8 protein-coding genes are annotated in these 15,482 nt (G+C 44.8%); 5 read left to right on the plus strand and 3 right to left on the minus strand.

Annotated features, from left to right (window positions below; genetic code table 11):
- Positions 1 to 188: 188 nt before the first annotated feature.
- Positions 189 to 1,142, minus strand: a complete 954-nt coding sequence (locus dnm_RS29195; RefSeq protein WP_207680380.1) for a CsgG/HfaB family protein — start codon at positions 1,140 to 1,142, stop codon at positions 189 to 191.
- A gap of 1,902 nt (positions 1,143 to 3,044) precedes the next feature.
- On the opposite strand from dnm_RS29195, the gene dnm_RS29200 reads away from it, so the two are divergent.
- The 3 genes from dnm_RS29200 to dnm_RS29210 all read left to right on the plus strand — a co-directional run bounded on the left by dnm_RS29200 (position 3,045) and on the right by dnm_RS29210 (position 10,791).
- A complete protein-coding gene (locus dnm_RS29200) occupies positions 3,045 to 3,866 on the plus strand; it encodes a hypothetical protein (RefSeq protein WP_207680381.1) in 822 nt (273 codons plus the stop codon).
- A complete protein-coding gene (locus dnm_RS29205; protein WP_207680382.1) occupies positions 3,863 to 5,065 on the plus strand; it encodes a GIY-YIG nuclease family protein in 1,203 nt (400 codons plus the stop codon). The genes dnm_RS29200 and dnm_RS29205 overlap by 4 nt, the downstream gene beginning before the upstream one ends.
- Before the next feature lie 287 nt (positions 5,066 to 5,352).
- On the plus strand, positions 5,353 to 10,791 hold the full coding sequence (locus dnm_RS29210; RefSeq protein ID WP_207680383.1) for a UvrD-helicase domain-containing protein: 5,439 nt from the start codon (positions 5,353 to 5,355) through the stop codon (positions 10,789 to 10,791).
- A 650-nt stretch (positions 10,792 to 11,441) separates the two neighbouring features.
- On the opposite strand, the gene relB is transcribed toward dnm_RS29210, so the two are convergent.
- Together relB and dnm_RS29220 are read right to left on the minus strand one after the other, a co-directional pair.
- Entirely contained in the window at positions 11,442 to 11,753 is a 312-nt protein-coding gene (gene relB / locus dnm_RS29215; RefSeq protein ID WP_207680384.1) for a type II toxin-antitoxin system RelB family anti-toxin, read from the minus strand.
- Positions 11,750 to 12,070, minus strand: coding sequence for a type II toxin-antitoxin system RelE/ParE family toxin (locus dnm_RS29220; RefSeq protein WP_207680385.1), 321 nt, complete (start codon positions 12,068 to 12,070; stop codon positions 11,750 to 11,752). The genes relB and dnm_RS29220 overlap by 4 nt, the downstream gene beginning before the upstream one ends.
- A gap of 583 nt (positions 12,071 to 12,653) precedes the next feature.
- Between dnm_RS29220 and dnm_RS29225 the strand changes: the two genes are divergently transcribed.
- Positions 12,654 to 13,115, plus strand: coding sequence for a (2Fe-2S)-binding protein (locus dnm_RS29225; protein WP_207680386.1), 462 nt, complete (start codon positions 12,654 to 12,656; stop codon positions 13,113 to 13,115).
- Positions 13,116 to 13,118: 3 nt separating this feature from the next.
- On the plus strand, positions 13,119 to 15,263 hold the full coding sequence (locus dnm_RS29230) for a xanthine dehydrogenase family protein molybdopterin-binding subunit (RefSeq protein WP_207680387.1): 2,145 nt from the start codon (positions 13,119 to 13,121) through the stop codon (positions 15,261 to 15,263).
- The last annotated feature ends 219 nt before the right edge of the window (positions 15,264 to 15,482 follow it).

The following is a 15,482-nucleotide window of genomic DNA, read 5'->3' on the forward strand; positions in this document are numbered from 1 at the left end:
TAGGTGTTAGGTATCAGGTGTCAGACTGCATTATTCTTAAGCTGATCTTGCTTACGAGGATGTATTTGAATTTTCCATCTGGTGATCATTCAGGTCAGATGTTCGGAATATCAGGTATTCAGAACATATCTTTTGTTTTTCCCAAGTCTTAACACCTGACATTTTTTTACTGATCTGAAAAACAGATGTCATTTCATGATGCTTTGTTGATCCAATTTTTTTTGCTCTGCTTCCATTTGTCTGATATTATTTATTTCTTTCAGATATTTATCATCCGGTCTTATTTTATTCGCTTTTTTAAGGACTTCCACTGCTTCAGCAAACATATAATTATATTCGTAGGCAAGTCCGAGATTATACAATATGTCAGGATTGTTCGGACTTTTTTGGGCAGCCAGTTCAAATTGTTCCAAGGCGTCCCGCCACAGTCCGTTTTTTGCAAAACGGATGCCGCTTTTCCCTTCGGGCAGCGCTGAGTCTGCAAATTTCACCTGAACATATTCAGTATAAGGCGCAATCATTTTCATAAAAGTGTCAAGGGTTTTGTTCACTGCATCGTCAACCAGTGATTCTTTATAAGGCGGCCGGGGCCATCGGTTATCCTCTGACATGGCATCCGTTGCTTCCTGGGATATTGATTTTGCAGCCAGAATTTTTCCGGTTTCCAAGCTGACCACCCGAAAGGATGTGAGCGCCTTGGCAATCCCTTTTATGTGATAATTTCGGTGAAATTTTCCATCATTATCTTTATATGCCTCGTCTTTCCAGCGTTTTTGCTGATATGTCATTACAGAATGTCCGAAAATGAGAGCGGACGTCCCTGTAAGCTTGCCCAGCTTTACAGCGGTTTGCTCATCCACAAGGCCGCTGAGGTTTAACTGATGTTCCTGCATAATCCGGTCAATATTTTCCCTGTCCAGGACTTGAAAATAACCAGATTCGAATAATCTGCTTGTAAGCAGGTCAGCCATTCTCGGGCCCATATTCCCGGTGATTCTTCCGATGGCGATTTTATTTGCGCGGCCCAGATCAATTTCAGCGGGTCTGATAACAGGAACACTTATCCCGTGACCGCATCCTGTTAAAAGCAGTATGATTATAATTACAGAAAAAACAGAAAATAAATGACAGGAAGATTTCATTTTTTATTCCTCAGCATTCAGATTAAAAAAAATTGTTCCTCTCATGGCATTCTTCATAGAAGCTGAAAAGCAGTTTGCATTTTTTCGACCTGTGCGGTTACAATATTTGTAGGGTGGGTGGAGCGAAGCGGAACCCACCCTACATATTTTTTAAATTTCAAATAGTTATGTTTAACCGCACAGGTCGCATTTTTTTCGGTATGTGAAACAATTTTTCAAATTGTTTCAGACAATTTGCAAAATTGTCTTACAGCAAAGTACAGACTGGCAAATGAAGGATGCCCTTCTCCTTAACCACTTTCAGCAGATCAGAAATTTTTGGGAACTGACAGTCAGTAGATCGAAAAGTTTCCGGACTGTGTGGGGCATGGCAGAGAAACCCGGCTTTTTTCCCCGGACAGAAGGCTCCCCCCGCCGGAAAAAGCCGGGTTTCTCCCCATATGCATCAGGCTAAGATCGTAACTCATTGTTTTTATTAACCTGTGATCTGCCTCTGCCGGACGGGGTTTGCAACCCCGTCCGAAATATTTTCCGACCCCCGAAAACAAACGTTTCGGACGGGGTTGCAAACCCCGTCCGGCAGTCTTAGCCTGATGCATATGGGGTTTCTCCCCCGTTCGCCGTGTCTGTCCCGCGACAGCCCGAAAACTTTTCGATCTACTGACTGTCTCTGACGCCTGAATGCGGTTTTTTAAGTGATCATTCATAAGTAAGCTGAACATACTGAAACATATAATTAAAATCAAGAACAATCTGAAAATACCGAGGCTATGCGCTTTATTGACACATAAATATTTCTTTTTTATATTCCGGATTTATTAATTTTATGCTGATTATAACGGATTTTGGGGAGGCCGGTCCGCTCCCTGAGCCTGTCGAAGGGGGGACTTCCTGTTTTGATAAGTTCAATTTTATAAACGGCCATGAGCTGCCGGCACAACGAATGATGAAAATTTTGCTGTTTTTCCTAACACTTAACACCTAACACCTGACACTTTCATATAAAAATAAAAACGATAGGTTACGGAGGGATGTTTTTCAAAAAATCAGATTTTTAACTCCGAGGCTGAAAATTTATATTGCATTCTCTTCCGGCTTATAGTAATAAAGAGATAAAATTCATTTCTTTAAAAACGGACACTGACTGTCAGCAGACTGAGGCGTTCCCATCCTGCCCGTGAAACCGCAGTATTCGAAAAATTACGATTTGCTGACTGTAAATATCATACCTGTTTTATTTTTGGGATAAATGCAATAACATATTGTCGGAGGATATTATTTTTTATAATAAGCAGCTCGGAAAAAAACACATTGTTCCGGCCGGCCTCGGACGCACACTTTTCAGTCCTCATGGAATAATGCGTTTTTCCAAGTCTTAAAAAAAGCCTTCACCGAATTTTTCAAATATAATTTTTGTAATATAAAAATATAAAAACGCTGCTGAGTCTAAAACCCGGACTGAAAGGAACAAAAAAACTTTCAACCCAGTACGGAGATCGTCTTGTATGTGTCCGATATCGAGTATGATGAGGAAAAAAGCGGTTTAAAACGGTCGAACTGATTACCGAGGAGTCTGATTGGGAGCCGGGAGGTAAGAAGAAAACTGGCTGTGACACGTCCCATCTCATCGTGGGGGTTCGTGTCGGACGGGGGGAGAAATTCCCAAAAGCATATAGATATATATGCTTGCATACAGATATATATGCCGGGATTTTCCGCATAATCCAAAGTTATATTTTTCAGCGAACTCAGTAAAATAAAAAGCCCATGAAGATATTTTTGTTTAAAATTCTTGTCTTGTTGTTTTCGTTATACTTTTTGTCAGCATGTACGGGCAGTCAGAAACTTGCACCGTTTATTCATATTGGGGATTTTAAGATAATCCAGCAAAACGCTTCCGATATGAGACTGGAAGGAGTAGTTCAAGATTACAGTTTGTATGTTGCTGATAATTGGTATCTTGTATTTAAAGACGATAAGCTGGTTTATGCTAACAGTTCAGCGGATCCCTTATCCGCCTCTATTGAGCGTTCTGAGTGGATAAAGAAACAGCTTCGAGATCCTGCACAGCAAATTGAAATAAAAGGTTTGGAAAGGATGCCCAGACACGGAGGATGCTGCGAACTCAGTTCCCAACGGGTGAGGGAGATTGTGGAATCTGACTTAAACGACCTTAAAGCAGCGATCTTGCAGGATAACAAAATGCTTCAGGCATTGCCCGGGGAATTTATTGAACCCGAGGTGATCAACAAAGTGATGATCCCCAAGATAATACAGACCAAATACCCTGAACTCAGCCATGAGGAGGTTGAAGAAATTCGCGAGTATGTTCTGGCGGATTCGGTCATCAAAAACAGTGAAATCAAGGAAGTTGGTAACAAACGCTTTGTGCGGATGGCAGGGAAATTTGTCAATATCGAAGACCTTCACATTGATCTGATTGATCGGGTGAATCCGTTTCAGAAGGCATTTGAAGTGCTTTCAAAATCAGTGACGGCAAAATTGTTGAAAGTGATCCAGGAAACCATTGACGCGGGTCGCATCCAGATGACGGACGAGGAGGCAGTGATTCTTTATCGCGACAAAATCGGGCCATTTATGAAAAAAAACAACGGACGAGAGCCGGATATTCATTCACCAGACCCATTGGAAAAAAGGATGGCCGAGGCATTGGTCTATCTCAGAAACAAGAAACGACAACGGCAAATGAAAAAGAACAAATGATTGATTTTATCAAAGAGATGGAGAGTATTCTGGAAACTGACACGTTAGGGTTACTGGAGGTAAAGCCAAAGGCATCGTCAGCGATTAGCGCAGATGAGCGGCTGATTGCTTCGTTTGAGGAGATCATCGCTTTTGTGCGGGAGCATAACCGTGAGCCTGCCAAGACTCGGGACATCAGCGAGCGGAAACTTTACAGTCGCTTAAAAGGATTACGGGAGAACCCTGAGAAAGCTGCCGCACTGGCAGCGTCTGATACCCTTCATTTGCTGGGTGACGTAAGAATACCCGAGCCCAAAGCGATTAACACAATAGATGATGTGCTGGAGGATGATGTGTTCGGGTTGTTGGGAGATGATCTGTCGGACGAAGCTGATCTGAATGACATTTTCAATCTGAAAAATGTCCCGAAGCCTGCTGACACGCCGGACTATATCGCCAAACGTAAGCCATGTGAGGAATTCGGGCAATTTGAGCCTTTATTTAAGCAGACTCATGCTGAACTGGCATCAAAGAAGAAAGTGCTGAGATCATTTAGCAGTGAACAGCAGATCACCTCCGGTGCGTTTTTCATTCTACAAGGCATGATGGTTTATGTGGCAAATGTTGGTAAAAGAGAACTGAGAAACTTCGGTAATACAGACGCTCGGCTTTACTGTGTTTTTGAAAACGGAACCGAGTCCAATCTGCTGCTGCGGTCTCTGGCTTCGGCGCTCTGGAAAGATGAAACCAGTCGTCAGATAGTGGATGATGTTCAGATGGAATTGTTTGGTGAATCAGAACAGATTACACCGGACGACAAAGCAACTGGCTATATTTATGTATTGCAATCTCTGAGTGAAGATCCGCAGATCAGGGAAATCAGGAATCTGTACAAGATCGGTTTTTCGAGTCAGCCAATTAAACAGCGCATCCGGAATGCAAAGCAGGAACCTACCTGTCTGATGGCAGACGTGAAGCTGGTAACTGAGTTTGAAACATACAACTTAAATCCGCAAAAACTGGAAATGCTGTTACATACATTTTTTGCGGAATCCTGTTTGAATCTTGATGTTTTTGATAGTGAAGGAAAACGGCATACACCTCGAGAATGGTTCATTGTGCCGCTGCATGTCATTGAAACAGCGGTTCGGCTTCTGATAAATGGAGACATTGTTAATTATCACTATGACAGTCAGCAACAGAAAATTGTAGAAAAGTGAACACGGAGATGAGAATTAAGAGAATCTGACAAGGCAAATTCACTCGGACAGCAAAAACGCCGCTGCTTCGTTGCTCTGTTTTTTGCTACTGGTGAGAAGTTCCGTAGGTCGGGTTGAGGAACGAAACCCGACAACGACGATCATCTCTCATATTGACGGCCCGCAAAAGTGTTGGGTTTCGTTCCTCAACCCGGCCTACATGGCTGTAGGCGTCCTCCGGTGGCGACCGCCTCATCGTCAAACAGCACTAAACGACAAAACATCTTGAATTGAAATGGAGAAACAATATGTCAACATCCAATCTCTCTGGCAAAAAAAACGGTAACGGTACGAGTACTTCAATAAGAAAATGTAATAATGAGAAACTGCAAAATCACTACGTCTATGTTTCAGATGAATTCAATAAGGATATTGAAACGACAGATATTTCAGAGGCGTTTGTCACAGGATTCATCAATGAACTACAAAAGAGCGAAGCACCGTTTCTTCTCGGAGACTGTATCAAAAATTCCAACCTGTTCAAAAAAACGAGGGATCGAACCTATCGATTCTTATTCCAGAAAGAGTCTTTAATCATCGAGAAGGAAGAGATTACATTCGTCTGTCTTCGGCGGATTTTAAGAGGTCGTTCCAAAGACGAAGCGGAATACAAGAAAATCATTCATGACCCTTCGGAGTTTATCGCTGGATTCAAAAATGAAGAGGCAGCTCTCAAATCGTCTTACCATAAATGGGACAAAGAGCGCCGGAGCTTGAAGGAAAAAGAAGAACGCGAAAAAGTAGCTGAAGATGAAGTGAAACTGGCTGAAATCAGTCAATGGATCGACAATTTTAAAATCAACTTTCATTTCGATGTCTATGAAACTTACGAATGGAAGCAGAGCATTTTTGAAAAGCTTGACACTTACGGCCCGGATTTCCTGACACTTCTGGAACGGATTATCGTCAAGAAAGAGAGCGAAGGCATATCCTTCGACACTATCCCGCACCCTGATCGTCCTTACATCTTCAAAGCGAGTATGGGGGGGATTTGCATTTTATACGAAAAATTGAGCATCCAGGGGGAAACCAAATATCTGCTGCACAATGCGTTTGAAAAATGTGGTGAACAGTCCGACGCCATAGATCGGGCCATTGCGACTATTATGGACGATCCAAGATTCTACTTTACGGTCATCGATGGAAATTATGATAAAAAAGAAGTGAGTCGATGTGCGGAACGTGCCTACCCCAGTATGATCATCGACGTAGAGGATCGTGAAATCTGGTTCGACATCCAAAAAAGCATCGATGATAACGCCAACCTGTCGTTGTTACCCGATCAGGTGGAGCTGCTTGAACAGATTCGATTCCCCGTTTTTATCAATGGGCAGGCGGGCAGCGGCAAGTCCACCATGCTCTATTATCTGTTCGCTCAACTTTGCTACAAAAAAATTATCGAACCCGACAATGATAACACACCACGGAACGAGATCGTTTTCATTACAGAAAATCAGCATCTGCTGAAAAATTCGATGAAAGAGATCGCCATGCTGCTCCGGAAAAATCCGCAATACTCACTGGATATCAATGAGATGTTCGGACAGTCCATTGATCCGGAAACCCCTGAAAGTCTCAAGAAGGAAATCATTCAAGATGCCCTTGAAAAGAGAATCGCCAATTATTTTTCATCCTTCATCGGATTTCTGAGAAAGGCCCTCGATCTTTCGGAAGGGGAGTACCACTTGAATCAATACATTAACTTCTATCGCTTTCGTGAAGCTTATCTCTACTCACGAATACTTGATGAACATGGAAAATGGACAACGATCGGAATCCACCATATCTCGGATCAGATGCGAAAAAAGTACTCACCGGAAGTCGCTTGGTACATTATCCGTACTTTTATCAAGGGATATCGTCTCTCAACGGAATTAATGGAAAACGACTTCCATGAAATCGTCAGGGATGACAGGGGGAATCTGGATGAGGATACATATCGGTATGTCTATAAAGAGATCTATGAACAATTTTACAAGAAACTAACCGATAAAGGATATTGGGATAACATCGATCTTATTAACGAGATCGAACGTCAGAAAAAGGCGAATGAAAAAGACAAAGACATTGATCGGCAAGATCGATTTCAGTCCAATTTTTCCATTATTCTCTGTGATGAGGCCCAGGATTTTACAAAAGTCGAGCTTCAGATATTGACACGCTTCTCCGAGTTCAGTAATTTTAACGATCTCTCCACAAGAAGCAGTTTTCCCGTCATCTTTGCCGGCGACCCGTTTCAAACCGTCAATCCCACAGGATTTAGCTGGACCCGCCTTAGAAGCATGTTCACCGAAGATATCGTTCGGAAATTCAAGCTGCCCATCAACATAGAAGAACGATTTATTGAGTTGAAGATGAATTATCGGTCAACCCACACGATTGTGAAACTTGCCAATATGATACAGTATTTCAGACGGGTATTTCTTTTTGAAAAAGATATTAAGTTTCCCCAGGTTGCACGTCAATATGCTAATGACCAGGTTGTCAAACCCGCACTTCTCGAAATGAAAGGGAGTCTCACCGAATATAGAAACTCCAAACTGGGACTAAGTATTTTCATCGCCCCTTGCGAGCCCGGAGGTGAAGATACCTTCATCGCGGAAGACGGACTGGAACCGGAAGACTTCATTATCAAGTCGGCTGCCTTTTTAAAAGGACTGGAGCACGATACTGTTGTCGTTTATAAATACGGTGAGCACTTTATCAATGAAATTCTTGACAACATCAAAGTGACTCAGCTACTGAACCGAAACAATATCGCCCAGAAAAGCATCCTGAACGGTGGTGCATTTGAACACTTCTTTGACATTTTCCAGAACGAGGATTTCAATGATGACAACATTACATTCAAGGTTGCCTATTTTTTCAACAAATTGTATGTTGCCGTCACCCGGGCAAGGCAGGAACTTATAGTCATGGATACTCCCAAAGGAATCAATGGGTTCTGGAAGCCATTTCTGACCGGAATTGAGGCGTATCTCAACGGTGAGCCAGTTCTACCCGAAACTTGCCAGGACGATGAAAAAAGTCGTGACTGGCGTTATCAAATTTTGGGAAAAGAAACAGTTCTCGATACCTTTGAGAGCAATCCTGATTACAAACAGAACATTTCCAAGAGTCAGCAAGCCCGGATTGCACTAAAAGAGGCGGAGCATTACTTCCGGAAAGCCACGGAAGAGGGCGCGGTGGGTAGTGCCGCCATCGAACGACTGAACATTGCCATCCAATATTACAAACGCTCGGGGCTTTCTCAAGAGCATGAAGAGGAGCATATCAATCTCTGCAAGGCCCATATTGCACGAATCGATGGACGATGGGCGGATGCGGGTACTTATTTTGAACAGGCGGAAGATCGGACTGCTGCGGTTCAGTGTTATTGGAACGGCGGCTGCTGGCCGGAACTGATCAACGCGTCGAAAGATGAGCATATGCTGTTTGTGGGGGAGTTCATGCTTCGATCCCGCTTCGATGTGAAGGTGCTGACGGAAAAATCGCAACAGCTGGCCGATCTCTTTACGGAAAATGAGATTATCTGGCTCCATGAATTTGAAGAGAAACTGATCGGACGCATTTCCAATCTGTTAAAAAAGAAGACTCTGCAAGTCTCCACCGATTCCGACCAGCTCGAAGAATTGGCAGATGCCATGCTTCGCCTGAAACTCCCCGGTTACAGATGCTCAAAAAACATTGCGGAAATCTATTTTTCCTTAAAGATGTTCGACAAGGCGCTGGCATTGTGGGATCCTGAAAAAGAGAAGCAGAATATCCAATTTTTGTATGCGACGGCTGTGGAAAGCCAGGAGATCGAAAAAAAATTCGCCCACTACTTCACGTTGTATGACCTGATGAAAAAGAACAAGCCCGGGGAGAAGCCGATCACCATCGACCATATTCAGTGTGAGATCGCACAGTTGTACGAGCGTCATCCGTCCATCCCATTTTCGCCGAAGCATTGCGCTATTTTGTCGGAAATATTGATGCAGGTGCCGGGAAAGACAACTCAATCGAATCGGATCGAGACGATCTTGACCCTTCTATTCCGCAATTTTGAAAACACCCCGGCAGAATATACGGATCAGGTGGTAAGACTGATTCGTGCTCAAAAGGACGCGCAGTTTATCGTAACGCTTCTGAAATACCTCCATGACCATGCCAAACTCAATCCACAATTTGTCCAGATTCTTGAAGTAGAATTTTACAGTGCGATTTTGTATACGAAATATGTTCGGAAGGTGTTGAGAAAAATTCTAAAAGCCATCAGAAAAAAACCCTATCAGCAGTATGTCATAAATGAGATATTCTCGTCCGATAATGCAGGCATTGTTCGGACTATTTTGGAAATACTCATCAAAATTATGGTACATGCCACCGATATCAAACCGGAACGATTAAAATCCAAAGACAGCAAGTCAATCCCGCTGGATCATTTAATTTTATCGTTTGCAAAATACTATGTCAACAATTTCAAAAATCCGACGGGATCCGGTGATATTATGCTCAAGTATGAGGAATTGGCCAATGCTGTCGAGCGAACCAATCGGCAATACTCGGAAATCGCCAGATTTTACGATACGGATATCGACATTTCAGACAGTAATTCCCACATTTCGGAAGAGACTCGATCCTTTCTGCGACACCGTTGGCTCAAAATCAAACAAAAACAGCATCAGATGGACGTTTCCAGTTCATCGGGAATGGCGGACGAAAGCAAAACATTGAAAACATTTTCTAAAGCCATTGCAGATTGGGAGATGGGACAGGTGACTATGGATATCATTGAAAAGGATTCCAAGCGTTTTCCCGAATATCCGAATCTATACGGTATTGCTCTTCAGGATAAGTTTCTCATTCAGACACATGACACCGTTACAGCCAATGGCACCGTTGACCCGTTGACAGCTTCGGAGCCGGAGCCCCGAGCCGAGGACATTGACTTGGCGGAAACCACCCATGAGCCGGAGCGGGAGGACAAGCAAACGCCAATTGTCGATGACACCAAAGCGCTTGAAACGCCCGAGAAGCTCGAAACCACAGAAGCATTGGAAGCACCTGAAGATGCAGAGGCTGCAATAAGTGTATCCAATACTTTTGACACCCCCCCATCATCGGATGTCAAATTGTCGATAAAGAATGAGAATCAAGAAAAAGATGAGGAGAATCAGACAGGTCCAGCCGTTTCGACAGAGATCATACAGAAAAAGAGTCATCCGAACTATGAGCAGCTATACATTGATGAAAAACAACAGAACACGCATCTGTTGAAAAAAATAGAGACGCTGGAGTCCGATATGGCGCAGTCTCGATCCATTATCCGAGAGTTGGAGCATAAACTGGAAGTTGTCTGCGGATCAAAATCCAATGATATGACGAAAACCGGGAGTCTCTCCCCTTCCGGTAGCGGTGAAGTGCTATTGGACACTTTGAATCGTGCCAGAGATATTATCAGCGAGATCAACAAGCGTGTGGCAACCCTCCAACAACTGCACGATCTGCCGGAAGCCAAGTCAGCGGTCGGGCCTGTGGAGTCAGCAATCGATGAGTTGGTGGACAAGCTGATTTCAGACAGCATTTCCCCCGCCATAGACAAGGTGCTCACATCACATCTTTCCGGTTTGAACAAGGCGCTTCATCTAAATATCGACTGGGAAAAACCTTTTAAAAGCGCCAGCATTCATATAGCGAAATAAGTGCATGTGAGAACATTTCTTTCCGAAATTCCAGGACACCTAACTTAATTTTGCAGTCATAAGAAAAAGAAAGGATTTGAAAGAGAAAAATTGGAATAAATAGAAAAAGAATAGCGGCCTAAACGCCGTCAAACCTGATCAATGAAGCGGGCTAAAGCCTGTCATTGGAGTCGGGCCGTGCCAACTATCAGATATTAAAGAAACTGTTTCTGATTATAACGGATTTAGGGGAGAGCCTGGCCCATATGCATCAGGCTAAGATTACAACCTACTGTTTTTATTAACTCTGATTTTGCAGGACGGGGTTTGCAACCCCGTCCGGAATATTTTCCGGATCGCCGCCCGCAAACGTTTCGGACGGGGTTGCAAACCCCGTCCGGCAGCCGTCCCGCATTCTTAGCCTGATGCATATGGGGCCTGGCCGGCCCGGCATGACGGATGCTGCAAACATATCGTCCCCACGGGGTTTTGCCGGCCCTCCCCTAAATCCGTTATAATCAGAACTGTTTCTTTATTTGGGCTTTAAACAGTCCTTATATCAGAAAATTCCGGAGAAAATTCCGGGGACACCATACCTAATTTTTTCAAGAACTATCAAATCAAATGCCTGAAAATAAGTATGGTGTCCCCGGATTTCTCTTGTTATGCATTTATAGTTGATTTGGTATTTTTGTTAACGGATGTAATTTTATTTCCAACCGGCATCCGACAGCTTTTGCATATTTATTAAGTGTTGCAACAGACGGAGAATGCTGTTTACTACCTCCGCCGCTTTCGAGACGTGCTATTGCCGGAACTTTAGTATCCATCCGTCTTGCAACTTCGGCCTGAGTCAATCCGGCCTTTTTACGAGCTTTGATTAATTCATCGAATAGTGCAAATTTATCCTCAAGTGCATCATATTCTGCTTTGAACACCGGATCTTCCATCCATCCGGATACCATTTCATTGTGGGATTTCATGACACCTCCTTCATTCTTTTTCGTGCAATTCTTAACTCGTTAACTGGCGTTTTTTGGGATTTTTTTATAAAAGAATGGAGGATTATAACTTTGGAACCAATGACAGTACAGAAAAATGCCCTGCCAATACCCTCGCGTCCTTTTGCACGAATTTCAAACAGACCGTCACCCATGGAACGCGTTAATGGCAGACCCAAATTGGGTCCGAATACAATTATTCGTTCTGTAATCCGGGCATAAACAGCACGAATACTGACAGGCCATGAATCAATTTCATTTTGTACTTTTTCATTGTAATAATATATTTCCCAATTCATAGTATCTATATTAACAAATATGTTAACTTAAAATCAAGAAAAATTTTAATAGAACAGATCTGCAAACCAGCCGCACAGTTGTTTCAACAAAAACATGAAGTTATGCCGCACTTCAGATCACTCAGTATGAGACATGCCTCATACTGAAATTGCGGAAGCGGCAAATAACGCTCAGACGGGTGATTCAAAACGAACATAATCCTGCTATCTCTGAATACCGATATCGGATTCGGCAATATTCCCAAACTCTCAGAAAGCTGACTGCCAGATAGCGGGTGTATAGGGGGGTATAGAGTCGGGGGTATAGAGTCGGGCAGTGGCAAGTATTTAATATCAGACGAATTACCTGCTTATTTTGGCCTGAAATTGGGCTTATATCGCTCTTTTCGGGGCAAAAAAGAGCGATATAGGAAAAAAACTCAGAATCCTGTAACGCTCTTTCTGATACCGAAAAATGTGACATAGGCCCTGAAATCGCCTGTTTTAAGGAGTGTTTTTTTATTTTTTCAATATGTTGGCGTGGCCCGACCCCAACAGCCCCAACAGCCCGCTTCGGGCGACTTACCCAAACCAAGGAGGACATATGATTGTATTAAATGTGAACGGTACGAAAAGGCAGGTTGATGCTGCCCCGGGGAACCCTTTGTTGTGGGTCCTGCGGGACAACCTGGGGATTACGAGTGTGAAATACACCTGTGGCATTGCCGAATGCGGTATGTGTACGGTTCTTATTGACGGCCAGGCCCGGCGTTCCTGTGTTGTTAACGTGGAAGATGTCCTGGAAAGTGAGATCACGACCATTGAGGGCCTGCCGGAAAATCACCCGGTAAAAGTTGCCTGGATCGAAAAACAGGTGCCCCAGTGCGGATACTGCCAGCCGGGCATCATGCTTCAGACGGTTGATTTTCTTTCACGTGAGCCAAATCCGACCGAAGAACAGATCAACAATGAGATGGATCATATGATTTGCCGCTGCGGCACGCATCCTCGGATCAAAAAGGCGATTCAAATGGCCGCGGAAATGACTGCAAAACAGGGAGGGTAAGCCATGAATACACATATGACTCGAAGAGATTTCCTAAAAAAAAGCAGCCTTGTGGTCGCGGCAGCAGCCCTGCCCGGCAAGCTGAATATCTTTAACGCCTCACTGGTGCTGGCCCATGCGGGTACCTCCTTTAAACCCCACGCTTTTCTGGAGATTGCTACGGATGACACCATCACTGTCTGGATGGGTCAGACAAATCTCGGCCAGGGCACCCACACTGGTATTCCCATGATTATCGCGGACGAACTGGATGCACCATGGGAAAAAATACAGGTAAGAATGGCGCTTGCGGCAGAGCCGTTTAAAAGCCCTGTATGGCATGTACAGGTGACCGGAGGCAGCAGCAGTATCCGCCATCGCTGGGATATGCTTCGCGAGGTGGGGGCCGCGGCCCGGGGAATGCTGGTTGAAACAGCATCTGAGAAGTGGGGCATTCCTCCGAAAAAATGTGTCACAAAAGAGGGCAAAGTCATTCATCCGGACGGACGCAGCCTTACCTATGGGCAACTGGCGAAAGCTGCTGGAAAACGGCCGGTTCCTGAAAATCCTCCTCTGAAGTCTCCAAAGGATTATCGTATTATCGGCACCCAAAGGAACCGACTGGATATCCCGGACAAAGTGATGGGCAAAACTGTTTATGGTATTGACTTCACCCTGCCCGGTATGTGCATCGCGGTTGTGGCCCGTCCGCCCCGTTACGGAGCCGTGTCCCGGTCCTATAATGCAGAAGCGGCCATGGCGGTCAAAGGGGTGATCAAAGTGGTGCCCCTTGAGAACAGAATCGCAGTCTGTGCGGAAACGACCTATGCGGCCATGCAGGGCCGGAATGCCCTCGAAATAAAGTGGTCAGACGGGTCCCATCCGGACCTTAATGATGACACCCTGGATGCTTTGTATAAAGCACATCTTGAAAAATCAGGAGCAGTTGCCCAAAAAAGTGGCGATGTGAAAAAGGCATTGGCAGGAGCCGCTCAGACAATAGAACAATCCTACAAGTTGCCTTATATCTCTCACGCCCAGGCGGAGCCGATTAATTGCACCGCCCATGTGGAAAAAGAGCGCTGCCGTTTGTGGATTCCGACCCAGGCTCAGACCGCTACCCAGCTCACGGCATCCAAGCTGACCGGTCTGCCTGTTGAAAAAGTGGAAGTCATGACCACGCCTGCCGGCGGCGGTTTTGGTCTGCGCGGGGAACAGGACCCGGTTGAGGATTCGGTTTTGCTCTCCAAAACACTGAACCGTCCGGTCAAAGTGATCCAAAGCCGTGAAGATGAGTTTGCCAACGACTGTTTCCGTCCGGCGAGTCAGTGCAGAATAAAGGCCGGATTGGATAAGGGCGGTCGGCTGGTCGCGTGGTCACATAAGGTTGCCGCACCATCTGTTATGTCCAGGAAGATGCCCCAATATGTGAAGAACAACATTGATTCGGATGCGGTTTCGGGCATCAGGGATATGCCGTATTCACTCCCAAACCTGCTGGTGAACTATGTGATGGTGAATCTTCCCATAACGGTGGGGTGGTGGCGGTCGGTGGGCTACTCTGTCAATGTTTTCACTGTTGAATCTTTTATGGATGAGATGGCCCATGCCGCGGGAAAGGATCCGATTCAGTTCCGTCTTGATCACATGAAAAAAGGCTCCAGACCTTATAATATCCTGTCACTTTTGGCTGAAAAAGGCGGATGGGGCAGTCCTGTGTCCAAAGGCAGGGCAAGAGGGGTGGCTGTCACGTCCTGCTTTGAGTCGTTTGCCGCTCACATGGCAGAGGTGTCGGTCAGCAAAAAGGGGAAGATCACGGTTCACAAGATGGTCTGCGCTCTGGACTGCGGCACTGCTGTTTATCCGGATGCGATCCGGGCCCAGGCCGAAGCCGGTGTGGTCATGGGACTGAGTGTGGCGTTTTATGAAAAGGTCAGTTTTGCAAACGGTGGTGTAAAAACGGCCAATTATGATGATTATCCAATACTTACCATGTCTGAAGTACCGGATATTGAAGTGCATATTGCCCGGAACAACCTTAAAGCCGGGGGGATCGGTGAGCCTGTTTTCCCATCGGTTGCCCCTGCTGTGGCCAATGCCGTATTCAGAGCTACGGGGATCAGGCTGAGAGAGCTGCCCTTTAAAAGAGAATTGCTGATCAGGGGATAAAAGCTTCTGAAAAGGTTTATGTGAAAAAGTGTTAGGTGTTAGGTGTTAGGTGTTAGGAAAAACTATAAAACTTTCATCGTTCGTTGTGACCGGGCCGATCATGGCCGTTTATATGAAAGTCCGGAGTGCAAAAATTAAGCGAAGCGGTTTTTTGCAGAGACTTTCATGCCTCTTTGTGACCGTCAGGTCATGGCCGTTTATATGAAAGTGTCAGGGGTC

The sequence above is a fragment of the Desulfonema magnum genome (assembly GCF_017377395.1).
GTDB lineage: Bacteria > Desulfobacterota > Desulfobacteria > Desulfobacterales > 4be13 > Desulfonema_C > Desulfonema_C magnum.